Here is a 21,445-nt window from a genome sequence, read left to right on the forward strand (position 1 = left end):
ACTTTTTTTTTAAACACACACGCCCCCAGCCGCCGGGCGGGCACCCCCCGGGGCCCGTCCACCCCCCCGGGCCGGCCCCCGCGGCGGGGCGGGGGCCCCGGGCCCGGGGTCAGCCGGGCCGCACGGCCTCGCGCACCGGCGGGCCCGGGGCGGTTTCGGCGTGCGCGGCGGCGACGACGGCGGTGAGCAGCCCGGGGAAGCGGTGTTCGAGTTCCTCGCTGCGCAGGGCGTTCATCTTGGTGGTGCCCACGTAGTACTGGCGCAGCAGCCCGGCCTGGCGCAGGACGTTGAAGTGGTGGGTGGAGGTGGAACGGGAGACGGGCAGCTCGAAGGAGCCGCAGCTGAGGTCAGCGTCCTCGCGGGCCAGCCGGCAGACCACCGATCTGCGCGCGGGGTCCGCCAGCGCCTCCAGTACCTGCTGGACGCTCAGGTCCTCCACGCCCGGGTGCTCGATCACCCGCGCCGTAGCGTGTGTCCGTCCCACACCCACCACCCCTTCCCAAAATCCAGGCCCCCGTCCGTTCGGTCCGTCGTCGTGAACCGCCGCGCGCGGTGCGCGACTTCGGGTCATGACGCTACTACGCCCACCCTCCCGCACGGGGCCCGCCCGCCCACCGCAACAGCCCCGCAACACGCCGGGGACATCCCCGGCGAAGAACCCGCGAAGAACCCGCGAAGAACCGGAGAGGGACCGGGGAGGGACGGGGCGGGAAAGAGAGGGAAGCGGGGGGAAACGGAGGACAAACACCGGAGCGGCAGACAGAGGAGAGACACGGAGAGGGACGGAGAGACGCCGAGAGGGGTGGAGAGGGGCGGAGAGGGGCCCGCCCCCGGGCGCCCCCGGGGGCGGCGGGGTGTCAGGCGGCGCGCACCGGGGGCCCGGAGCGGCTCCAGCGCCCCGGCGGCAGGGGCTCGAAGATCCCCATCAGCACCGGGTCCACCGCGGGCACCGCCGGACCCGCAGCCGGCCCCGCGGCCGGCGCGGCGCCCGCCACCGCCACCGCCACCGCAGCCGGGCCCGGGGCCGGGAGGGGCGCGTCGGCGGCCGGGGCGGGGGAGCGCAGCAGCGACAGGTACATGTCCTGGGACTCGGGGCCCGGGTCGATGCCCAGCTCCTCCGCGAGGACCTGACGCAGCTGCTGGTAGCAGCGCAGCGCCTCGGCCCGGTTGCCGGCCGCGGCCAGCGCGGCCATCCGGCAGCGGTAGGCGCTCTCGCGGAACGGGGCCCGGCGCACCGCCTCCTCCGCCCAGCGCAGCGCGTGGTGCTCCTCGCCCAGCGCGGAGGCCGACAGGCTCGCCGTCTCCAGGGCGCAGATGCGCAGTTCGTCGACGTGGTCGCGCACCCCGCACGCCCACTCGCCGTCGTGGTCGGGCAGGAAGGAACCGCGCAGGTTCGCGATCGCGCCGGCCGCCAGCTGCTGCGCCACCGGGTAGGCGCCGGCGCCGAACGCCTCGCCAGCCTCGCCGACCGCGCTCGCCGCCACCTCCACGTCCACCGCCGCGTCCGCCGGCAGGCGCAGCACGTAGCGCCCGCCCTGGGAGACCAGCGGCGTCGCCCCCGGCCCCTGGCCCGGGGCGGCGACGAACGCCCGCACCCGGGAGACCACGCTGCGCAGCGCCGAGGCCCACGTGTCGGGCAGGCCGTCGGGCCACACGGTGTCGGCCAGCGCGTCGCGCCCGGTGCCGGCGAAGCGCTCCAGCACCAGACGGGCGAAGGCCACCTGCGCCTGGGCGCCGGACAGGTGCTGCGGGGCGGCGCCCTCGTGTTCGACGGTCACCAGGCCGGTCAGGCGGATCAGCATGACGGCGCCCCCGATCTGCCCGGCGCCCCGTCGTCCCGCAAACCGTTCAACATAGCTCCAACCCCCTTGAGCCGCGGCGCGGCCCGCGGGCGGCGGTGCCGGGCCGCGGGCCCTGGAAAGAAACCCGGACCGGAAAATGCAACGCCGACCAGCCGTTCGGTTTTTCGTTCCGGCGGATTTCGACCATACATTCGGCTGCTTGCGCGGTGTCAACACCGGTCGGCGAAACATACCCACCGGCCGGTCCATGCGTCGTAGGCGCAGGGTTTCCGCACGTCAGAGCGTTACCGCAGGCCGGGATTCGGGCTGTTGCGGCCGCCTTGCGCTTCCTGCCGTAGAAATGTAGCCATCCTTGAGCACCCCGCGTGGACGCTTCGAGAAAACCCGCACCCGAAAACCCGGCACCGGGAAACCCCGCACCCGGGAAAGCCCGTACAGGGGAAAAGGGGGCACCGCCCCCGGCAAAAGCACCCCGGGAACCAAAGGCACCCCCGGGAACACGGCACCCGCACCCCCGGCACCCGCACCCCCGGCACCCCCCCCCCCCCCCCCCCGCCCCCCGCCCCCCCCCCCGCGGGCCCCCCCGCGGGGCCCCCGGCCGGTTTCCCCGCCGCCCCGTCCCCGCATCCCCCTTGCCCGTGAGGAGTGAGCAGTATGGCCACCGCAGCATGGCAGCGCCTTCAGCCGAAGCTGGACCAGACGCTGGAGCGCGTCGGCGCGCTGGAGTTCGACGCCTCGCGCCGCAACAGCTTCGTCGCCTACACGATGGAACGCGACAGCGCCTACTGCGACCTGGACGGCGAGCGCCTGCTCATGATGTCCGGGTACAGCTACCTCGGACTGGCCGGCGACGAGCGGGTGGTGGCCGCGGCCAAGGCTGCCCTGGACGTCTACGGCACCGGCAACCACGGCGTGCGCGCCCTGGCCGGCACGATCCCGCTGCACGAGGAGCTGGAGGCGGAGGTCGCCCGCTTCGCCGGCCGCGAGCGGGCGCTGGTGTTCGGCTCCGGCTACGCGGCGAACGTCGGCACCGTCGGCGCCCTGGTCGGCCAGGGCGACACCGTCCTGATCGACAAGTACGACCACGCCAGCATCGTCGACGGCTGCCGCCTGTCGGGCGCGACGGTCACGCGTTTTCGCCACAACGACGTCGAGCACCTGGAACGCCGCCTGAAGGCCGCCTCCGCCACCGGGGTGCGCCTGGTGATCGTCGACAGCGTCTACTCCATGGACGGCGACATCGCCCCGCTGCCGCAGCTGCGCGAGGTCTGCGACCGCCACGGCGCGCTGCTGATGGTCGACGAGGCCCACGCCCTGGGCGTGATCGGCCCGCGCGGCGGCGGCATCGAGGAGCACTTCGGCCACCGCTACCGCGTCGACGTCAAGCTCGGCACCCTCTCCAAGGCCATCCCCTCCATGGGCGGCTGGGTCGCCGGCAGCGCCGACCTGATCGGCCACCTGCGCTACGCCGCCCGCCCGTTCCTGTTCTCCGCGGCGCTGGGCCCCGCGCAGACCGGCGCCGCGCTGGAGTGCCTGCGGATCCTGCGCCGCGAGCCCGAGCGCGTCACGCACATCCAGACCCAGGCCGAACGCCTGCGCTCGCGCCTGAACGCGGCGGGCATCCGCACCATGGACAGCCAAACCGCCGTCATCCCGGTCATCGCCGGCTCCGACGACGCCGCCTACGACTACGCCACCGCCTGCCGCAAGGCCGGGGTGATCGGCCTGCCGGTGGTCACCCCCGCGGTGCCCAACGACCTGGCCCGCCTGCGGATTGCGGTCACCGCCCGCCACAGCGCCGCCGACATCGACTTCGCCGCCGACGCGTTCCTGACCGCCGCCGCCCAGACCGGCCTCATCTGACCCGCGCCGCCCGGCCGAAGGGAGGACGACCCGCATGCCAGCCCCCACCCCGCCACCCCACCCGCACTCCCCGCAGCCCCCGCAGCCCCCGCGCTCCCCGGAACGCGACCGGCCCGCAACCCCCGCGCGGCCCGCAACCCCCGCGCGGCCCGCAACCCCCGCGCGGCCCGCAACCCCCGCGCGGCCCGCAACCCCCGCGCGGTCCGCGCGGCCCGTACGGCCCGAGATCGCGGTCACCGGCCTGGGCGTCATCAGCCCCGCCGGCCACAGCCTGCAGGAGTTCTGGCAGACGGTCAGCCAGGGACGCTCCACCGCACGCGCCCTCACCGACCCGGCCCTGGCCCGCCACCGGGTACGCCTGGGCTGCCCCGTCACCGCCCTGCCGCACGACCCGGCGCTGCCCGCCAAGGACGCCCGCCGCCTGGACCCCTTCGCCCACTACGCCACCCTGGCCGCCCTCGCCGCCCACCGCGACGCCGGCTCCCCCCACCCCGGGCCCGGGCGCTCGGCCATCGTCGTCGGCAACGCGGTCGGCGGACGCACCACCAGCGACCGCGAGTCCGCCGCCTACACCCAGCACGGCCCGCTGCGGGTCTCGCCGCTGATGCCGCTGATCACCATGCCCAACGCCGCGGCCGCCCAGATCGCCATGCGCCTGTCCTGGAGCGGGACGGCTCTGACGATCGCCACCACCTGCGCCTCCGGCGCCGACGCCATCGGCCACGGCGCGATGCTCCTGGCCACCGGCCGCGCCGACGTCGTGATCGCCGGCGGCTGCGAGGCCACCCTGACCCCCGTCACCCTCGCCGCGTTCGGCAACCTCGGCGCCCACTCCCAGCGCAACGCCGACCCCGCCCGCGCCTCCCGCCCCTTCGACACCCACCGCGACGGCTTCGTCATGGGCGAAGGCGCCGGCTTCCTGGTCCTGGAACGCCTGGACGACGCCCGCGCCCGCCACCGCACCCCCTACGCCCTGCTGGCCGGCTACGGCTCCAGCGCGGACGCCTACCACCTGGCCAACCCCCGCCCCGACGGCGCCGGCGCCACCGCCGCCATGCGCGCCGCCCTCACCGACGCCGGCCTGACCCCCGCCGACATCACGCACGTCAACGCCCACGGCACCGCCACGATCCACAACGACCGCGCCGAAGCCGCCGCCCTGCGCACCGTCTTCGGCCCCCACGCGGTGCCCGTCACCTCCACCAAGGGCGTCATCGGCCACCTGATCGGCGCCGCCGGCGCCGTCGAACTCATCGCCGCGATCCAGGCCATGACCAACCGCCTGGTGCCGCCCACCGCCAACCACGAAACCACCGAAGCGGGCCTGGACCTCGACGTCGTCCACACCCGCCCCCGCCCGATCCGCCCCGGCGCGGCCCTGTCCAACTCCTTCGGATTCGGCGGCCACAACTCGACCCTGGTGGTGACCCCCGCATGACCACGACCCCCACCCCCGCCGCCCCGGCCCCGGCCCCGACGGCACAGCCCGCGACGGACCCGGCGCACGCCGCCCCGGTGTTCCGCACCCGCGTGCCCGTCACCGCCGAAGCCCTGGCCGCCTACCGCACCGCCGCCCGCACCGGCCTGCCCCCCGCCACCGGCCCCGCCGGCCAACTCGCATCCCCCGCCCACCCGTTCGTCCTGGCCCACACCCTCGCCCAGCACACGGTCGCCGCCCTCACCGCCGGCGAGGACGCCTTCACCGGCGTCGTCCACCTCGCCCAGGAGATCCGCACCCACCACCCGCTGCCGCCCGCCACCGACGCCGCCACCGGCACCGACGTCGAGGTCACCGTCACCGCCGCCCGCCGTGAGCCGCGCGGCACCCGCATCGCCCTCACCACCCGCCTCACCACCCCCCACGGCACCCTGCTCGCCGAACTCACCACCGCCGCCCTCCTCCTGGGCGCCACCCGCATCGCCCCCCACGGCGCCCTGCCCCCCACCGCCCACCCCGGCACCACCCCCGACACCGGACCCCACACCCTCACCCACACCCTCACCCCCGCCGACGTGCGCGCCTACGCCCACGCCGCCGGCGACCTCAACCCCATCCACCTCGACGACCACGCCGCCCGCGCCGCCGGCTTCCCCTCGGCCATCGCCCACGGCATGCACCTGCTCGCCCTGGCCGCCGAAGAGATCACCGACCGCCACGCCGCAGGCGACCCCACCCGCATCACCGCCCTCGGCGCCCGCTTCGCCGCCCCCGTCACCCCCGGCACCCCGCTGCACCTGACCCTGCACCCCCACGACCGGGGCACCGTCGTGCGCTTCACCCTCGCCACCGCCACCGCCACCGCCGTCAAGGCCGGCTGGGCGACCATCGCCCCGGCAGGGGAGTGACCCGCCATGACCACCCCAGACGCCCCCGCCGCCGTGCCGCCGCTGTCCCTGCCCGACGCGTTCGCCCACCACGCCCGCCGCCGCCCCGACGCCACCGCCCTGCTCTGGCACGACCGCGCCGTCACCTACCGCGAACTCGCCCACCTCACCGGCCGCGAACGCCGGCGCCTGCGCGCCCTGGACCTGGCCCCCGGCGAACCCGTGGCCCTGCACGCCACCAAATCCCCCGAAGCCGTCGCCCTCGTCCTGGCCTGCCTCACCGAACGCCGCCCCTTCCTGCTGCCCTCCCCCCAGCTCGCCCCCGCCCTGCTCGCCGCCCTCCACACCCAGGCCGGCGCCCGCCACCTGCTCACCCCCGCCGGCCGCCGGCCCCCCGCCCTGCCCGCCACCACCCACCCCGGCGTGCCCACCCTCGCCGCCGGCACCTCCTTCATGCTCACCACCTCCGGCTCCACCGACCTGCCCAAGATCGTCCCCCTCGCCCAGAGCGCCGTCGACCGCTTCACCGCCTGGGCCCACGACACCTTCGACCTCGGCCCCGGCCGCGTCGTCGCCAACTACGCCCCCCTCAACTTCGACCTGTGCCTGCTCGACGTCTGGGCCACCCTCGCCGCCGGCGGCACCGTCCTGCTCCTGGACCCCGCCCACGCCCTGTCCGCCCGCCACCTCCTCACCCAGCTCACCCGCCACCGCCCCCACGTCATGCAGGCCGTCCCCCTGTGCTACGCCCTGCTCACCCAGGCCGCCTCCCAGGGCCCGGGCGGCGCCACGGTGCTGGACAGCGTCGAGCACGCCGCGTTCACCGGCGACGCGATCGACGCCCGCACCCTGGCCGCGCTACCCGCCCTGCTGCCCGCCGCGCGCCTCTACAACATCTACGGCTGCACCGAGACCAACGACAGCTTCCTGCACGAACTCGACGCCCTGGACGCCACCGCCGCCCTGCCGGTGCCCATCGGCACCCCGCTGCCCGGCGTGCGCACCCTGCTCGCCGCCCCCGACGGCACCCCCGTGACCGGCCCCGGCAGCGGCGAACTGTACGTCTCCACGCCCTTCCAGGCCGCCGGCTACCTCGACCGCTCCCGCGACGCGGGCCGCTTCACCACCCGGCCCGACGGCGCCGGAGAGGGCCGGCGCTGGTTCCGTACCGGCGACCTCGCCGTACGCGACGCCCAGGGCCGCCTGCACCTGACCGGACGCGCCGACTTCCAGGTCAAGGTCCGCGGAGTCGCCGTCAACACCGCCGAGGTCGAACGCGTCCTGCTCGCCCACCCCGAGGTCCGCGAGGCCGCCGTCGCCGCCGAGAGCGACCCGCTGACCGGCAAGCGCCTGCACGCCGCCGTCCACCGCACCCCCGGCTCCGCCCTCAACACCCTCACCCTGCGCGAACACCTGGCCGCCAACCTGCCGCGCGCCGCCGTGCCCGAACGCCTGGCCATCCACGACACCCCGCTGCCCAAGACCCCCACCGGCAAGGTCGACCGCAAGGCCGTCCTCGCCGGCACAGCCCCCCACACCGCCCGGCCCGCCGGCTGACCAGCCCGCCGGCTGACCGGCACACCCGGAGTCCTGCCGTCCGGAGTCCTGCCGTCCGGAGCCCTGCCGTCCGAAGTCCTGTTTTCCGGAAGTCACGAACCTTTCAAGGGAGTTGCGACCACCATGAACAACATCGCGCAGATCAAGAAGTTCCTGATCGAGGAGTTCCTGCCCGACGTCACCCCCGAGCAGCTCGCCGACGACCACGACCTGCTCACCGACGGCGTCATCGACAGCCTCGGCGTCCTGAAGCTGATCGCCTGGGTCGAGGACCACTTCGCCCTGCCGGTCGACGACACCGACCTCGACCCGAACAACTTCCGCTCCGTGCAGGCGATCGACGCCTTCATCGCCCAGCGCCGCGCGCTGGCCGCCACCGTCGCCGGCGGCTGATCCCCGTGCACCCGGCCCTCACCGACCTGATCGCCGCCCGGCCCGTCCCCCTGGACACCTGGCGCTCGTGGTGGGACCGGCTGGAGGGCGCCGCCCAGGGCCCGGCCCGCGACAGCGACCGGGCCCAGGCGGCGGCCCTGCTGGCCAGCCTCGCCACCCGCCTGCCCGACACCGCCACCCTCGCCGCCCTCACCACCTCCCTCACCGAACGCAGCCCCGACCCCGGCCCCGCCCACCCGGGCAGCGCCAACATCGTCGGCACCGGCGGCGGACCGGCCACCTTCAACCTCTCCACCGCCGCCGCCCTGACCGCCGCCAGCATGGGCGTACCCGTCGTCAAGACCGGCTCGCGCGCCTACACCAGCGCGGCCGGCTCCATCGACCTGCTGGAACGCCTGGGCATCACCCTCACCTCCTCCCACGCCGAGACCGCCGATCACCTGGCCCGCCACAACATCGCCTTCGCCGGCCCGCACGTCTACCCGCCGGCCCTCACCCGCCTGGCCCGCCTGCTCTACCCGCTCACCCTCAAGCCCTTCGGCCGCTTCCTCAACGCCCTCGGCCCCTTCCTGGCCACCGCCCCCGTCACCGCCCAGCTCACCGGCGTCTCCGCCACCGCCCCCCTCAGCGCCCTGCGCGACCTCACCGCCTTGCGCGACCTCACCGCCCACGCCGGCACGCACGGCAGCGGACGCCAGGTGTGGCTGGCCCACAACACCGAAGGCGCCGACGAACTCCTGCCCTTCGCCGACAACACCCTCCACACCCCCCACGCCACCATCCACCTGCCCGCCGGCTCCCTCGCCCCCGACACCGGCACCCTCGCCGACCTCGCCCCCCACCCCGGCGACCTGACCGGCCACTTCCTCGACGCCCTCGCCGGCCGCGCCGGCCGCGCCGCCACCCACACCATCGCCCTCAACGCCGCCGCCCTCGCGATCGCCTCCGGACGCCACACCCACTGGCCCACCGCCCACGCCACCGCCCTCGCCGCCCTCGCCGACGGCGCCCCCCGCGCCCTGGCCCAGCGCCTGCGCACCCCCGGCAAGACGGCCACGGCACCCACGGCGGCCCGCACGACGACGGCGGGGGACAAGGCGGTGGCCAGTGTCTGACCACCCGCTCCCGCCCGGGCACCCGCTCCCGCCCGGGCACCCGCTCCCGCCCGAGCGCCCGTTCCCGCCCGAGCGCCCGTTCCCGCCCGAGCGCCCGTTCCCGCCCGAGCGCCCGTTCCTGCCCGAGCGCCCCGACGGGCGCCCCGCGCTCGCGGTGTTCCTCAACGCCGGCGACCCGCCCGCACCCCTGGCCGAGACCGCCCGCATGCTCGACGACGAAGGCGTCGAAGTCCTCGAACTCGCCGTCCCCTTCCCCAACTCGCCCACCGACGGCCCCGTCATCCGCCGCTCCGCCGCCCGCGCCCTGGCCGCCGGCACCACCCTGGACACCGTCCTGGCCGAACTCACCGGCCTCGTCCCGCAGCTCAAACGCCTGAAGATCGCACTGCTCGCCGACTGGTCCTACAGCCTGCGCCGCCCGGACCCCGGACACACCGCACGGGCCATCGCCGCCGCCGGCGCCCACGCCCTGCTCGTCCACGCCCTGCCCCCGCGCCGGCGCCCCGCCTGGCAGCAGGCCTGCCGCGACGCCGGCCTGCCCCAGGTCGCCACCTGCTACGCCACCTCCGGCCCCGGCGTCCTCACCGAGGCCGCCCGCACCGCCCACGGCGCCTACGTCTACCTGGTCGCCCACTACGGACGCTCGGGCACCGCACCCGCCGCCGGCCACCGCACCCTGAAGGCCACCGTCGCCGCCCTCAACCGGGCCGCCCCCCACACCCCCGTCGCCATCGGCTTCGGCGTGCGCAGCGCCACCGACCTGGAGGCCGTCGCCGCCACCGGCGCCCGCGCGGCCGTCGTCGGCTCCGCCGCCGTCGAACGCGTCGAGGCCGCCCTGAACGCCGGCACCGACCCCCTCGCGGCGCTGCGCGCCTTCCTCCGTGAACTCCGCCCGCCCCACCCCCCGCGGGCGGGCGGACCCACCCGCACCACCACCGGCACCACGACCGGCGCGGCCGCCGGCACGACCGGCACCGCCGTCACCCTCACCCCCGCCACCAGAGAGGCAGAACCCGCATGCTGATCCGCGACCTTGACGACGTGAAGACCGTCGAGTGGGGCAACGGCCTGTCCCGCCGCTTCCTTGTGGAGAGCGACGGCCTCGGCTACAGCCTCACCGACACCATCGTCAACGCCGGCACCAAGTCCCGCCTGGAGTACCGCAACCACCTCGAAGCCTGCTACTGCATCGCCGGCTCCGGCGAGGTCGTCGACATGGACGGCAACGCCCACCCCATCACCCCCGGGCGCCTGTACGCCCTGGACGAGCACGACGCCCACTACCTCGTCGCCTCCCCCCACGAGGACATGCGCCTGGTGTGCGTCTTCTCCCCGGCCCTGCGCGGCGACGAGGTCCACCAGCTCGACGCCCACAACTCCTCCGCCTACTAGAGCGACGGCCGCACAGCCGGGGCCGGCCGAGGCGAGCCGAAGCCGGCCCGGGCCCGCCGGACGGGCCACGCCCGTCAAGCGGGTCAAACCCGCAAGCCCGGCCCACGAGCCGGGCCCGCAAGCCCGTCATGCCCGTCAAGCGAGTCAAGCCACTGAACGCCGGTGCGCCCCGCGCCGGTTGGACACCCCGGGTCCCCGTGAGCGGCAGGCCCGGGAGGAAGGCGGCACCACCGTGATCCGCTGGAACGCCGACCAGGACGCCCTGCGCGAGGCACTGGCCCGCTTCGGTGACGACCTGAGCGCCGGCCACATCGAAGGCGACGAGCAGGCCGCCTTCTCCCACGACAAATGGCGCCTGATACAGAAGACCGGGATCCTGTCCCTGCCCTTCGACGAGGCCCACGGCGGGCTCGGACAGTCCCTGCTGACCACCATGTACGTCCTGGAGGGGCTGGGGCAGCACTGCCGCGACGGCGGCCTCAACTTCTGCGTCACCACCTCCATGGCCTCCACCGGCGTGCCCCTGCAGGCCTTCGGCTCGCCCGCCCTCAAGGAGGCCTACCTGCCGCGTATCGCCTCCGGCGAGGCGATCGGCGCGCACGCCATCACCGAGTCCGAGGGCGGCTCGGACGCCATGCAGATGCGCACCCGCGCGGTGCGCGACGGCGACCACTTCGTCCTCACCGGTGCCAAGACCTTCGTCTCCAACGGGCCCGTCGCCGACGTCATCGTCGTCTACGCCCGCACCCACCCCCAGGGCGGCGCGCTCGGCGTGACCGCCTTCCTCCTGGACCGCGGCATGCCGGGCCTGAGCACCGGCAAGCCCATCAGGAAGATGGGCCTGCGCACCTCCCCGCTGTCCGAGGTCTACCTCGACGACGTACGGGTGCCCGCCGACCGGGTCCTGGGCCGCGTCGGCGGCGGCTTCCTCGTCCTGGACCACGTCATGAAGCGCGAGATCCTCTACTCCTTCATCGTCAACACCGGCGAGATGCAGCACCGCCTGGCCCGCTGCCTGGACTACGCCAAGACCCGGATGTCCTTCGGCAAGCCCATCGGCTCCTACCAGTCGGTCGCCAACAAGATCGTCGACACCAAGATCCGCCTGGAGACCGCCCGCAAGTGGCTCTACGACACCGCCCAGCGCCTGGAGGCCGGCGAGAACGTCACCGTCGACATGGCCATCGCCAAGCTCCTCACCAGCGAGTCCAACCTCGCCACCTCGCTGGCCGCCGTCCAGGTCTTCGGCGGCAACGGCTACATGTCGGAGTACGGGCTGGAGAAGGACGTGCGCAACGCGGTCGCCGGCACCATCTACTCCGGCAGCAACGAGATCCAGTACAACCGCATCGCCGCGATGCTCGGACTCGGCAAATGAACGCCCTGCCCTCCCGGCCCGCCCCGCCGGGCCCGTCCTCCCCGCCCTTCTTGTCCTTCCCGTCCTTCCCGCCGGCCCCGCCCGTCCTGCCGGCGCCCCCGGGCACCGCCGTCGCGCGGCGCCCGGCGCCCGCCCCGCGCCCGGGCCTGCGTCACCTGAAGGTGTGCGGGGCGCGCACCGCCGCCGACGTCGCCCTGCTCGCCGCCGGCGGCCCCACCCTGGTGGGCCTGTGGCACGGCGTGCCCGGGGGACCGGCCGACCTCAGCGCCGAGCGCCTGGTCCGGCTGGCCGCCGCCGCCCACGGCAGCGGCCTGGAACCGGTCCTGGTCACCTTCCTCGACGACGCCGCGGCCCTGGCCCGTCTGGCCGCCGACGCCGGCGTGCGCTGGATCCAGCTCCACGCCTACCAGCCGCCCGCCGTCGTCGCCGACCTGCGCCGGCGCCTGCCCCATGCCGTCCTCGTCAAGGTCCTGCACCTGGCCCGCGGCCGCTGCCTGGAACGCCCCTTCATCCGGGCCTTCGAACGCGCCGGATGCGACCTGTTCCTCCTGGACACCGTCACCGACGACGGCCGCGTCGGCTCCACCGGCCACCCCCTGCGGCCCGCCGACGTCCACGCCCTGCTGCCGCGCCTGAGCATCCCCTTCCTTCTCGCCGGCGGCCTGAACGCCGACAACCGCCCCGCCTACACCACCGTCACCGAACACCCCCTGTACGCGGGCGCCGACATCGACACCGCCGCCCGCGACGGCGCCGGCCGCTTCACCCGCGAGGCCCTCACCGCCCTCACCCGCGCCTGGCACCCGCACCAGCCGTCCCTCCCGCCGCCGTCTCCCGAGGACCCCCGACCATGACCGCCGCCCCCTCCCTGCCCGCCGCCCCCTCCCTGCCCGCCGCCGTCCCCGCGCCCGCTCTGCCCGCCGCCGGGCCCGCCCCCGAAGTCGCGTCCGCCTCCACCCGGTTCCTGGACGCGTTGCTCGCCGCCGACCGCCCCCTGGTCATGGAGATCAAGCTCCGCGACCCCCACGGCGCCGACCTGCTCGGCCCGCGCACCGTCACCGACCTCGTCACCCGCTACGAACAGGCCGGCGCCCCCTGCCTGTCGGTGGTCACCGGCCGCTGGTTCGGCGGCACCCCCCGCCTGCTGCGCGAGGTCACCGCCACCACCTCCCTGCCCGTCCTGCAGAAGGACTTCCTCACCCGCCCCGCCCAGCTGGAGGCCGCCGCCGCCCTCGGCGCCTCCGCCGTCCTGCTCACCGCCGCCCTGCTGCCCGCAGCCTCCCTGCGCCGCCTGATCACCGCCGCCCTCGGCCTGGGCCTCACCCCCTTCGTCGAGATCACCGAGGAAGCCGAACTGGAGCGCCTCACCCGCCCCGAGGCGTGCGTGATCGCCGTCAACAACAAGGACATCCGCCGCCGCGAACGCGACACCGGCGACCTCACCCGCTCCCTGCGCCTGCTGCCCGCCCTGCGCGCGTGCGGCACCCGCGCCCCCGTCTCCGCCTCCGCCATCACCGACCCGGCCGACGGCGCCCGCCTCCTGGACGCCGGCTACGCGGGCCTGCTGATCGGCACCTCCCTCATGCGCCAAGGCGATGTGGGCACCTGGACCGCCCGCCTCGACGCCGCCCGCCTCGATGCCGCCCGACCCGAAGCCCCCGGACTCGATGCCGCCGGGCTCGATGCCGCCCGCCGGGCGGTGACCGCATGAGGCACGCCCCCGCCCCGAGCCCCCTGGTGCGCTCACTGGTCCTCGACGCCGACGGCATCCCCGTCTCCGCCCTGGTCGCCGAACCCCCCGCCGCACCCGCCGGATCCGCCACTGCGGCCGGACCGGCCGGGCCCGCCGGTGAGCCCAAGGCCCTGCTGCTGGCCATCCACGGACGCGGCATGCGCGCCGCCTACTTCGCCGGCCCCGCCCACCCGGACACCGACCTGCTCACCCTGGCCGCCCGCCTCGGCTACACCGTGCTCGCCCCCGACCGCCCCGGCCACGGCGCCTCCGCCCGCCGCCTGCCCCACGGCCAGCTCATCGCCGACCAGGCCGCCACCCTGCACGCCGCCCTCACCGACTACGCCCGCGCCCACCCCGTCGGCGCCGGCGTCCAGCTCCTCGCCCACTCCTTCGGCGGAAAGATCGCTCTCCAGCTCGCCGCCCACTGGCCCGACGACCCCGCCCTGCCCCTGCTCGGCGTCGACATCTCCGGCCTCGCCCAGCACTACGCCCCCGGCGCGTGGGACCGGCCCGACGACCTCGCCGGCGGCGGCCGCCTCAACTGGGGCCCCCTGCACCTCTACCCGCCCGGCACCTTCCACGCCGCCCGCACCCTGCTCACCCCCGTCCCCGCCCTCGAATCCCGCGAACTGGCCACCTGGCCCACCCGCTACACCACCCTGGCCGCCCGCGTCCGCGTCCCCGTCCGCCTGACCCTCGCCGACCACGAGACCTGGTGGCGCCTGGACCCGCCCGCCCGCACCGCTCTCACCCGGGCCTTCCCCGAAGGCCTGGCCCGCCTCACCACCGCCCACGGCGCTGGCCACAACCTGTCCCTGGGCCACGCCGCCCGCCCCTACCACCTGCGCGCCCTCGCCTTCACCGACGACTGCCTCACCCGCACCCCACGCCCGGCCCTCGCCGCCGCCTGACACCCCCACACCCCACGCCCCGCCCCGCCTGCCCTCCCCGCCTCGCCGGACGCTGCGCCCGCCCCGCGGCGTGGCCCGGTGCTCCGTCCTCGCGGCGCTCCGGGCGTGTCCTGGGGCGTCCGGTTCCGGGCGGTCCGGCCCGGCGGCCACTCGTGCGGGCGTTGCGGGCACGGGGGCACCAGGCCACGCGGCGCCCGTCCCCGGTGGTTCAGGCGGCGCGCTGGCCATGCAGGAGCAGCGGCACGGCACGGCCCGTCAGCGCCTGCGTGACGCGGGCGGCCTGCGCCGGGGCCATGACCTGCCCGATCCGCCGCACGGGCACGAAACACGCGCCGGCGGGGCGGCCGCCGGTGACACCGCCGTCGAAGACGAGGCCCAGGCGCTGCGGGTAGCGGTCGGCGCAGGCGAAGTCGACGGCCAGGACGTGCGTGAGGCGCCGGACGAGACCGGTCTGCGCGAACAGGTGGCGGGCGGCGGCCTCGTGCGGCGCCTCGTCGGGCCGGGCGGCGCCGCCGGGCAGGATCAGCCCGTCCAGGTGGTCGGGGTCGACGAGCAGGACGTCCCCGCGCACGTCGCGCACCAGGACGAGGCAGCCGAGCCGGCACACGGGCGCTTCGGCGTGAAGTCAGGGGTCGGGCAAGGCAGTCACCGTTCTTCTTCGGCGGCGGTGAGGTGCTCGTAGTGCAGGCCCTTGCGCAACAGCTCGACGATGCGCAGCACTTCGGCGGTGCGGGCGGCGCCGAGGGAGATCAGGTAGCAGCCGGTGCGGCGCCCGAAGTCCCAGTCCACCTCCAGGGACGGCAACTTCGCCCCGGCGAGCGCGAGGACGGCCGCCAGGTCGTCGGCCACCAGGGCGGCCTCACGCCGCTGTTCGGCCGTCGCACGGTCCAGGATCGGCCCCATCACCCACCGGTCCTGCGGTGCACCTCGAACAGGCGCCACGCCGAGAACGCGGCGCAAAACGAGTGGAAGCCGGCGAGTTCACCGCTGGAGCCGCTGCGCAGCCACTGCCCGGTGACCTCGTTGCGCACCCGGTAGCACCGGGCACCGGGGTCCCAGCGGACCCCGTAGCCGTGGAGTCTGGACGACGACACCATGATGGCGAGAACCGTTCCTATTCAGTGAGCAGGAGCGGGTCTTGGACCCACGGTTGATCACTGCGCGCATCCCGAACGGTGTTGGATGCCCGGCTGGTCGCCCGCGTTCTCGTTGTCCCCGTCCGGCTGCGTGCATCGTGTGCACGGTCCGTGGCGGGGTGGCGGGTTTCCTCGCGCCCCCGGTCGCCTGGTCCGGCCTGGACGGTCCGATGCCCGCGACGATCACTCCGGTCGTCGTGGGGCGGTGTCGTCCGTCGCCGGATCGGGTGTCCGAGGGCGCGTCGTCCGATGGCGACAGCGGCGCTGTCGTGTCGGGTGGTCTTACGGGTGGGCGTCGTCAGTGGTTTCTGCCAGTGCTGCGCGCCCCACCGGGAGGTGTAGGCGGGGTCGACCGCGACGATGACCAGGTCCAGCTCGGCGGCCATGGAGACGAGCCGGGCATGGAGTCTGCCGGTGGGAATACCCGAGATGAGCTGCCGGAACCGCTTCCTGTGGCCGTGCTTCTCGCGCGTGGTCTCGGCGGTGAAGTCCAGGTTCTCCAGACCGATCGCCGTGACACCACAGCGCTTGGCCCAGTGCAGAAGCCGGGTGATGGCGTGGCGGACCTGGGCGTCGCGGTGGGTGGCGGTGCCGGTCAGGTCGTAGGGGAACCGTTGGGGTTCGCCGACCGGGTTGCCGTGGACGTCGAGCCGCCAGCAGGCGAAGTGGTCGGCGTTGGTGTCCACGCCGACCATCCCGGCCGCGCGGGCGGTGGCCAGCGGCATCGTCCGCACGACGGGCCGGGTCCAGGAGGCGTCCAGGTACCAGCGTCCCCGGTCGACGTCCAGGTGGATGCGGTAGGCGACCGCCCGGTTGGCCTCGATGCGGTCGGCCCACTCCTGCCCCTGGTACGGGAATGTCACCTTCGCGGCGAGGACGTACCGGCCGTGCTTGGCGTTCGCCAGGTTGGCCAGCGGGGCCGGCAGCTTGATCGACACTTCGCCGTCGGGGGTGACGCGGATCGTCTCGTTCCCGAACCGCTTGCCGGACTCCCCGTCAGCCGACAGGAACCACCGGGCGGTTTCCCACTTCTCCCGCCACCGGGCTTCGGTCAGGTCCGCGGCGGTGAGGTTGTGCCGGGTGTTGAGGAGCTTCCGGCCGCCGCGCACCACGCGCACGCGGCCGGCCTCACGGTCGGCCGCGACCTGTTCGCGGCGCTCCTCAAGGATCGCCAGGCGACGGGTCTTGACGAACCACTCGTGCTTGGAACGGTATCCGCCGGGCTGCCGCCTGCCACCCTTCTCCCCGATCGGCAGGGACAGCCGGTGGGAGATCGTCCTGATCCCGGTGTCCAGGGAGTCCAGGTGCGCGGCCTGCCCGCGGCGCGACAGCGCCCACTGGTCGTGCGTGGCCTTGGTGATGCTCCCGGCCCACCGTGACGACGACTCGGCCGTCAGGTCCCGCTTACGCCCCGCCCACGTGGCAGTGGAGTGCTCCAGGCCGTCGGCGCACCGGGCCTTGAGGTCACGCGACGCCAGCGAACCCAGATGCGCTCCGACCAGCCGCAGCACTCGCTCGTCCTCGGGGGTGAGGCCCTTGAGACGGTCACGGACCGTCACACCCGACGGGCCAAGGGAAACGAACGGCGCGTCTATCCACCGCAGCGGCTTCCCCGGCCCAGTCACGCCAACCCCCTCTCCGTCAGCGCCACCACCCTCACACACGCCACTGACAGTCGCCTCATCCGCCCAACAAGCCGTGATCGAAAACAAACTCACGGACACCCATGCGCACGAAAACGACCTCGATCCCCAGCAGTTCACAACCCCTACGAATTCGCCTCCGCGGACGGCATGGACCCTCCTCTACGTGGAGGAGAGCTGCTGAACCCGACTCGCCTCGTCGACCTCCGGCCGGGCGCAGCCATCCCGGGCCCATGATCCGACAAGGGCCGAATCTCCGCGCCGCGCCGGCCGTCCGCGCCAGGATGGCCGGAACGGGCAGGACCAGCAGAGAGGAAGCCGAGTTGAGCGGCACGATCCACCCGGAGAGACAGGGCCGTTGGCGCGAGCAACGCGGCCGCGCATCCCGCGGACCCGCCCGGGCACCCGGACAACCCGCCCTGCCACCGCTACCGGACGAGCTGCACGACGACGCCCGCAACCCCGAGGCCCTTCACACCGGCCAGCAGAACCCGCCGCCCAACGACCCGCCCACGCCACCGAAGCAGTAAGCACCCCGGCCATCCGGCCGGGGGAGTGGGAAGTCCACGGGGCCGGCTTCCCACTCCGCGCTGCCCCCGGCTGGGCAGGGCCGAGGGGTAGTGCCGTGGTGCGGGCGCCGTCCTCAAGGCCCTTGCCGGAGCGGGAAGTCGACGGGGCCGACTTCCCGCGCCAGGCCACCCCCGCCCTATACATACAGGCTGCATGTATGTATCGTCGTCGGCGACGGCACGGTCACCAACGGCCGCCGCACACCAGGGGGTTGACGGCATGACGGGGATGGACAGGGCGCAGGTCGTGGCAGGGCTCGACACCGAATTCGGGCTCTTCGCCGACCTGCTCGACGCTCTCAAGGACACCGACCGGGACGCGGCCACGCGCTGCGCCGGATGGCAGGTGCGCGACGTCGCCGCGCACGTCACCGCCAACGCCCTCGACTCCGCCGACGGCACCATCGGCACCCGCACCCCCGACGACCAGGCCCGCGCCCTGCGCGACACCCCGCCCCGCGAACTCGCCGCCCTCCTGCGCGAGGCCGCCGCCCGCCTCACCGCCTCCCTCGCCCGCCTCGACGACCGCGTCTGGCAGAGCGTCAACCCCCGCTTCGGGCGCACCGTCGCCAACGGCGTCCTGACCCTGTGGTACGACGCGTTCGTCCACGCCGACGACATCCGCACCGCCCTCGGCCACCCCCGCACCACCGACGGCCCCGGCCTCGCCGCCAGCGAGACCTGGCTGCGCGCCGAACTCCAACGCCTCGGCCGCCCCCACGCCGCCACCGCCACCGCGCCCGCCGCCGACCCGATGGCCTTCGTCCTCGCCGCCTCCGGCCGCCTGGACCCCGCCCTCATCGGCCTCGACCACGACGTCAACGTCTACTCCGTACGATGAGGCCATGACGAAGAAGGCCGAACAGGGCGACGCCACCCGCAGACACCTCGTCGACGCGGCGATCGCCCTGTTCACCGCGGACGGCTACGCCGAGACCTCCACCACGCGCATCGTCGAGCGCGCCGGAGTCACCCGCGGCGCGCTCTACCACCACTTCCCCGACAAGCACCGCCTCTTCGAAGCCGCCTACGAGGCCGTCCAGCACGACGTCCACGACCGCTGCGCCCACGCCGCCGGCGAGGCCAAGGAAGCGGGCCACGGCGTGATCGGACGGATGCTGGCCGGCATGGACGCCTACCTGACGGCCTGCCTGGAAGCCCCCGTGCAGCGGATCCTGCTCATCGAGGGCCCCCTCGTCCTCGGCTGGGAACGCTCGGTGCGCTTCGGCGACCCCTACTGCGCCCGGCAGCTGCTGCGCGCCTCCCTGGACGGCGCCGCCCGCCGCGGCCTGCTCGCCCCCGGCCAGGCCGAACCCCTGGCCCATCTGCTGTACGGGGCGCTGCACCAGGCGGCCGTCGCCCTGGCCACCGCCGCCGACCCGGCGGCCGAGCGCGAGGCGATGAGCCGGGCGGTCGCCGACCTCGTCACCTCCCGCCTGCCCGCCGAGGCCGCCACCGGTTGAAAGGCCTGAAGCAGGGGAGGCCCCCCGGGGGGGGCTGCGTGATCTCGAACTGGTCGGCTCGGGGCAGGCCATGGGGCCGCCTGGTGGACCGTGCCGAACGGGCTTCGGAACGCAGGGCGTTGCCGCTCGGCTTGACGTTCAACCTTCGCAGAGATCTGTCAGGAGGTCGCTGCCTGCCACGTCCATGAGGTGCGGCGGGGGCGACCGTCCAACTCGCCCCGGCCAGTGCACCAGAGGAGCACCTCGATGGGGGCTCCGGGCGGGGCGTCGGGAAAGAGGCGGCGGAGCACGCCCTCGCACAACGGTTGCGGTGGCAGCCACGGCACGCCCAGGCCCCGGGTGATGTCGTAGGTGTGAAGGAGGATCTCGGCAACACCCATCGACGCGAAGCCGGCCGGGTCACAGGCGCCCCAGTGCCAGGCCCGCACCTGCGGGTCAGCCGTGACCAGCGCACTGCTGAGCAGTCCCGCGCAGGCGGTGACCACTTGGAGCACCTCCCGGGGGGAGGCGTCCGGGGGGACCGTCAGATCAAAAGGCAGGTAGGCATCGGCGGGGCAGGCTGCCACCTGGCCGGCGTAGGCCAGCAGGTCGTGCGCCACGTGGACAGCCGTCTGCCGGCACGTCCAGTCAAGCGAATCCGCTGAGACCGCCCAGTTGTCCGCTGTGTGCGGGCCGAGTACCCGCATCATCTCGGCCACGGCGCCATCCACATCCCGGTGATCCATACCTCGCCTCTCGGAGCTGGTGCTGTGACGCGAGCAGTTCTACCTGATCCGTCCAGGTCATCCTGGCTCAGGCTGGTCAAGCTGTGCGCCTGGGTTCGGTGCCCTTCCGGTGGTGGGCGGGCCGGGCGTGTGCCTCGCCGGTGGCGAGGACTTTGCCCACCTCGCAGCGGGCGGCGGGCCGCTGGTTCTTCGAGCCGGGCGGCCGGCCCGGGCCGGGGCGGGCTGGTTTCGGTGCACGCGCCGGTGAGGGGACCTTCGTGTGGAGGTTCCCGAACCCGCGCTGTCAGGCGCCTGCCGTCTCGGCCGAGGGTGCCGGTGAACGCGGTTCACGGTCGATCCTCTCCGCAATGGCCAGCAGATTTGGGTGCAACTGTCTTCTGGCGCTGAACAGTTCGATGCCGAGAAGCCGTCCCTGCGAGTCGTAGTCGAGAATCGCTGTGGTGTCCTCGCCGGCAACCACCTGCTGGACGGCTTCGCCCGGGTTGATCTTGTCGAGAAGGTAGATGTACGCCATATTCGCCGAGGCGTCGTATTCGACCCGCATTGCTTCCTTCCCTGCCGTTGCAGACCTGCGGTGTCAGGCCGTGGCCTTGCCGCGAGCCTGCTGACGTCGAAGACCGCCAGGACAGTGGCCGCAGAGCCTGGTCACCGGCTCGTCGTGTCTCACCCAGTGTTGTTCCTGATCATGTTTCGCCTCAAGAGTTTCCCCCCGGGGCGGTCTGCTGAGGTTTGCCTGGCGGCGGAGCTGCCGTTGTGGCGTGTTCGGACCAGTGCGAGCCGGCGCTTCGGGAGGGTCGGTGGGTGTCGAGGGGCCGGGGCGGGAAGCGGGGGCTGTCCAGGCAGGCCAGGACGCGGGTGGCGGTGGCGTCGAGGAAGACGATGAACGGCCCGCTGCAGTCCGGTGTTTGGACGACGGCGACGCGCAGGGCCTCGTCCCCGGCCTGGCGCAGGATCACGAGGGACTCGGCGAGGCCGAGCGAATGGAGGCCGCGTTCCAGGATCCTGCGCTCGCGCCGGCCGTAGACGCCGGCGAGCCGCCGGGCGGGGATCAGGTTGGTCCCGACATCGAACGCGCCGCCGGACAGCAGCGCCCGGCGGGCGGGGCCGCAGGCCGGGGTCTGGTCGGTGAGCAGCGCGGCGAGTTCCTGGCGGGTCATGCGCCCACCCTGCCCTGCCACCACCCGGCCCGGCCAGCGGGTTTCGTCCCCGGCCATCCCGGCCACGGGGCAGGCGCCGCCTCCGGCCCGGACGTGTGCGCCCCGGGGCGGGCGGTGCGGCGCGCAGGCCTGCGCGGGGCGGGTGCGCCGGGTGCCCGGCTGCGCCGTCAGGGTGATCCAAAGCGTAATGAGCGAGCGGGAGTTGGGCCCCCGGGGCCGGCGGGGGCCGGCCGGGGCTGGCGGGGGGCGGGGGTTGGCGGCCCCGGGGGGGGGGGGAGTGG

General features: G+C 74.8%; 23 protein-coding genes. 14 read left to right on the forward strand and 9 right to left on the reverse strand.

Features of this window, described 5'->3' with window-relative positions:
* Nucleotides 1-109: 109 nt before the first annotated feature.
* Both ACFV4F_RS20975 and ACFV4F_RS20980 read right to left on the reverse strand, forming a co-directional pair.
* A complete protein-coding gene (locus tag ACFV4F_RS20975) occupies nt 110-454 on the reverse strand; it encodes an ArsR/SmtB family transcription factor (protein WP_380504499.1) in 345 nt (114 codons plus the stop codon).
* Between the two features lie 403 nt (nt 455-857).
* Nucleotides 858-1,802, reverse strand: coding sequence for a BTAD domain-containing putative transcriptional regulator (locus tag ACFV4F_RS20980; RefSeq protein WP_380504448.1), 945 nt, complete (start codon nt 1,800-1,802; stop codon nt 858-860).
* A gap of 654 nt (nt 1,803-2,456) precedes the next feature.
* Here ACFV4F_RS20980 and ACFV4F_RS20985 point away from each other — a divergent pair.
* From ACFV4F_RS20985 to ACFV4F_RS21040, 12 genes are all read left to right on the forward strand, one after another.
* Complete coding sequence (locus tag ACFV4F_RS20985) at nt 2,457-3,665, forward strand: aminotransferase class I/II-fold pyridoxal phosphate-dependent enzyme (protein WP_380504451.1); 1,209 nt, start codon at nt 2,457-2,459, stop codon at nt 3,663-3,665.
* A gap of 34 nt (nt 3,666-3,699) precedes the next feature.
* A complete protein-coding gene (locus ACFV4F_RS20990) occupies nt 3,700-5,103 on the forward strand; it encodes a beta-ketoacyl-ACP synthase II (RefSeq protein WP_380504454.1) in 1,404 nt (467 codons plus the stop codon).
* Complete coding sequence (locus tag ACFV4F_RS20995) at nt 5,100-6,011, forward strand: MaoC family dehydratase (protein ID WP_380504456.1); 912 nt, start codon at nt 5,100-5,102, stop codon at nt 6,009-6,011. The genes ACFV4F_RS20990 and ACFV4F_RS20995 overlap by 4 nt, the downstream gene beginning before the upstream one ends.
* A gap of 6 nt (nt 6,012-6,017) precedes the next feature.
* Nucleotides 6,018-7,547, forward strand: a complete 1,530-nt coding sequence (locus ACFV4F_RS21000; RefSeq protein ID WP_380504458.1) for an AMP-binding protein — start codon at nt 6,018-6,020, stop codon at nt 7,545-7,547.
* Between the two features lie 123 nt (nt 7,548-7,670).
* A complete protein-coding gene (locus tag ACFV4F_RS21005) occupies nt 7,671-7,940 on the forward strand; it encodes an acyl carrier protein (protein WP_380445183.1) in 270 nt (89 codons plus the stop codon).
* 5 nt (nt 7,941-7,945) lie between these two features.
* Nucleotides 7,946-9,055 (forward strand): hypothetical protein, encoded by a 1,110-nt coding sequence (locus tag ACFV4F_RS21010; RefSeq protein ID WP_380504461.1) that lies wholly within the window; start codon nt 7,946-7,948, stop codon nt 9,053-9,055.
* On the forward strand, nt 9,048-10,079 hold the full coding sequence (gene trpA, locus ACFV4F_RS21015) for a tryptophan synthase subunit alpha (protein ID WP_380504463.1): 1,032 nt from the start codon (nt 9,048-9,050) through the stop codon (nt 10,077-10,079). The genes ACFV4F_RS21010 and trpA overlap by 8 nt, the downstream gene beginning before the upstream one ends.
* Complete coding sequence (locus tag ACFV4F_RS21020; RefSeq protein ID WP_359973999.1) at nt 10,073-10,447, forward strand: ectoine synthase; 375 nt, start codon at nt 10,073-10,075, stop codon at nt 10,445-10,447. The genes trpA and ACFV4F_RS21020 overlap by 7 nt, the downstream gene beginning before the upstream one ends.
* A 232-nt stretch (nt 10,448-10,679) precedes the next feature.
* Nucleotides 10,680-11,825: an acyl-CoA dehydrogenase family protein gene (locus ACFV4F_RS21025; protein ID WP_380445180.1), complete on the forward strand. Its 1,146-nt coding sequence runs from the start codon at nt 10,680-10,682 to the stop codon at nt 11,823-11,825.
* Entirely contained in the window at nt 11,822-12,679 is an 858-nt protein-coding gene (locus tag ACFV4F_RS21030; protein WP_380504466.1) for an N-(5'-phosphoribosyl)anthranilate isomerase, read from the forward strand. Before ACFV4F_RS21025 ends, ACFV4F_RS21030 begins: the two co-directional genes overlap by 4 nt.
* Nucleotides 12,676-13,536 carry an indole-3-glycerol-phosphate synthase gene (locus ACFV4F_RS21035; RefSeq protein ID WP_380504469.1) on the forward strand — a complete coding sequence of 287 codons (861 nt, stop codon included), beginning with the start codon at nt 12,676-12,678 and terminating at the stop codon, nt 13,534-13,536. The genes ACFV4F_RS21030 and ACFV4F_RS21035 overlap by 4 nt, the downstream gene beginning before the upstream one ends.
* Nucleotides 13,533-14,471: an alpha/beta hydrolase gene (locus ACFV4F_RS21040; protein WP_380504472.1), complete on the forward strand. Its 939-nt coding sequence runs from the start codon at nt 13,533-13,535 to the stop codon at nt 14,469-14,471. The genes ACFV4F_RS21035 and ACFV4F_RS21040 overlap by 4 nt, the downstream gene beginning before the upstream one ends.
* 208 nt (nt 14,472-14,679) lie before the next feature.
* Here ACFV4F_RS21040 and ACFV4F_RS21045 read toward each other — a convergent pair whose 3' ends face one another.
* Genes ACFV4F_RS21045 through ACFV4F_RS21060 form a run of 4 tightly spaced genes read right to left on the reverse strand, consistent with a single transcriptional unit; the run spans nt 14,680 to nt 17,166 of the window.
* On the reverse strand, nt 14,680-15,078 hold the full coding sequence (locus ACFV4F_RS21045) for an NUDIX domain-containing protein (RefSeq protein ID WP_380504475.1): 399 nt from the start codon (nt 15,076-15,078) through the stop codon (nt 14,680-14,682).
* A 38-nt stretch (nt 15,079-15,116) separates the two neighbouring features.
* Nucleotides 15,117-15,377: a hypothetical protein gene (locus tag ACFV4F_RS21050; protein ID WP_380504478.1), complete on the reverse strand. Its 261-nt coding sequence runs from the start codon at nt 15,375-15,377 to the stop codon at nt 15,117-15,119.
* Nucleotides 15,374-15,568: a hypothetical protein gene (locus ACFV4F_RS21055; protein ID WP_380445174.1), complete on the reverse strand. Its 195-nt coding sequence runs from the start codon at nt 15,566-15,568 to the stop codon at nt 15,374-15,376. Before ACFV4F_RS21055 ends, ACFV4F_RS21050 begins: the two co-directional genes overlap by 4 nt.
* Nucleotides 15,569-15,585: 17 nt before the next feature.
* Nucleotides 15,586-17,166, reverse strand: coding sequence for an IS200/IS605 family accessory protein TnpB-related protein (locus ACFV4F_RS21060; RefSeq protein WP_380504481.1), 1,581 nt, complete (start codon nt 17,164-17,166; stop codon nt 15,586-15,588).
* Nucleotides 17,167-18,039: 873 nt separating this feature from the next.
* On the opposite strand from ACFV4F_RS21060, the gene ACFV4F_RS21065 reads away from it, so the two are divergent.
* On the forward strand, nt 18,040-18,660 hold the full coding sequence (locus ACFV4F_RS21065) for a maleylpyruvate isomerase family mycothiol-dependent enzyme (protein ID WP_380504484.1): 621 nt from the start codon (nt 18,040-18,042) through the stop codon (nt 18,658-18,660).
* 4 nt (nt 18,661-18,664) lie between these two features.
* Nucleotides 18,665-19,282: a TetR/AcrR family transcriptional regulator gene (locus ACFV4F_RS21070; RefSeq protein ID WP_380504487.1), complete on the forward strand. Its 618-nt coding sequence runs from the start codon at nt 18,665-18,667 to the stop codon at nt 19,280-19,282.
* A gap of 158 nt (nt 19,283-19,440) precedes the next feature.
* On the opposite strand, the gene ACFV4F_RS21075 is transcribed toward ACFV4F_RS21070, so the two are convergent.
* From ACFV4F_RS21075 to ACFV4F_RS21085, 3 genes are all read right to left on the reverse strand, one after another.
* On the reverse strand, nt 19,441-19,971 hold the full coding sequence (locus ACFV4F_RS21075; RefSeq protein WP_380504502.1) for a hypothetical protein: 531 nt from the start codon (nt 19,969-19,971) through the stop codon (nt 19,441-19,443).
* Nucleotides 19,972-20,290: 319 nt separating this feature from the next.
* The gene (locus tag ACFV4F_RS21080; RefSeq protein WP_380504490.1) at nt 20,291-20,551 is read right to left on the reverse strand and encodes a DUF2283 domain-containing protein; all 261 of its coding nucleotides are present in this window, start codon (nt 20,549-20,551) and stop codon (nt 20,291-20,293) included.
* A 151-nt stretch (nt 20,552-20,702) separates the two neighbouring features.
* Nucleotides 20,703-21,164 carry a hypothetical protein gene (locus tag ACFV4F_RS21085; RefSeq protein WP_380504493.1) on the reverse strand — a complete coding sequence of 154 codons (462 nt, stop codon included), beginning with the start codon at nt 21,162-21,164 and terminating at the stop codon, nt 20,703-20,705.
* Between the last annotated feature and the right edge of the window lie 281 nt (nt 21,165-21,445).

It is taken from the genome of Kitasatospora sp. NPDC059722, from assembly GCF_042733235.1.
Classification (GTDB): Bacteria; Actinomycetota; Actinomycetes; order Streptomycetales; family Streptomycetaceae; genus Kitasatospora.

Excerpts from the sequence above, each read along its gene's own strand:
- ACFV4F_RS21055 (WP_380445174.1), bottom strand. The coding sequence starts at position 15,568 with ATGGTGTCGTCGTCCAGACTCCACGGCTACGGGGTCCGCTGGGACCCC.
- ACFV4F_RS21075 (WP_380504502.1), bottom strand. The coding sequence starts at position 19,971 with ATGATGCGGGTACTCGGCCCGCACACAGCGGACAACTGGGCGGTCTCA.
- ACFV4F_RS21085 (WP_380504493.1), bottom strand. The coding sequence starts at position 21,164 with ATGACCCGCCAGGAACTCGCCGCGCTGCTCACCGACCAGACCCCGGCC.
- ACFV4F_RS21080 (WP_380504490.1), bottom strand. The coding sequence starts at position 20,551 with ATGCGGGTCGAATACGACGCCTCGGCGAATATGGCGTACATCTACCTT.
- ACFV4F_RS21000 (WP_380504458.1), top strand. The coding sequence starts at position 6,018 with ATGACCACCCCAGACGCCCCCGCCGCCGTGCCGCCGCTGTCCCTGCCC.
- ACFV4F_RS21040 (WP_380504472.1), top strand. The coding sequence starts at position 13,533 with ATGAGGCACGCCCCCGCCCCGAGCCCCCTGGTGCGCTCACTGGTCCTC.
- ACFV4F_RS21070 (WP_380504487.1), top strand. The coding sequence starts at position 18,665 with ATGACGAAGAAGGCCGAACAGGGCGACGCCACCCGCAGACACCTCGTC.
- ACFV4F_RS20980 (WP_380504448.1), bottom strand. The coding sequence starts at position 1,802 with ATGCTGATCCGCCTGACCGGCCTGGTGACCGTCGAACACGAGGGCGCC.
- ACFV4F_RS20995 (WP_380504456.1), top strand. The coding sequence starts at position 5,100 with ATGACCACGACCCCCACCCCCGCCGCCCCGGCCCCGGCCCCGACGGCA.
- ACFV4F_RS21065 (WP_380504484.1), top strand. The coding sequence starts at position 18,040 with ATGACGGGGATGGACAGGGCGCAGGTCGTGGCAGGGCTCGACACCGAA.
- ACFV4F_RS20985 (WP_380504451.1), top strand. The coding sequence starts at position 2,457 with ATGGCCACCGCAGCATGGCAGCGCCTTCAGCCGAAGCTGGACCAGACG.
- ACFV4F_RS21030 (WP_380504466.1), top strand. The coding sequence starts at position 11,822 with ATGAACGCCCTGCCCTCCCGGCCCGCCCCGCCGGGCCCGTCCTCCCCG.
- ACFV4F_RS21035 (WP_380504469.1), top strand. The coding sequence starts at position 12,676 with ATGACCGCCGCCCCCTCCCTGCCCGCCGCCCCCTCCCTGCCCGCCGCC.
- ACFV4F_RS21005 (WP_380445183.1), top strand. The coding sequence starts at position 7,671 with ATGAACAACATCGCGCAGATCAAGAAGTTCCTGATCGAGGAGTTCCTG.
- ACFV4F_RS20990 (WP_380504454.1), top strand. The coding sequence starts at position 3,700 with ATGCCAGCCCCCACCCCGCCACCCCACCCGCACTCCCCGCAGCCCCCG.
- ACFV4F_RS21020 (WP_359973999.1), top strand. The coding sequence starts at position 10,073 with ATGCTGATCCGCGACCTTGACGACGTGAAGACCGTCGAGTGGGGCAAC.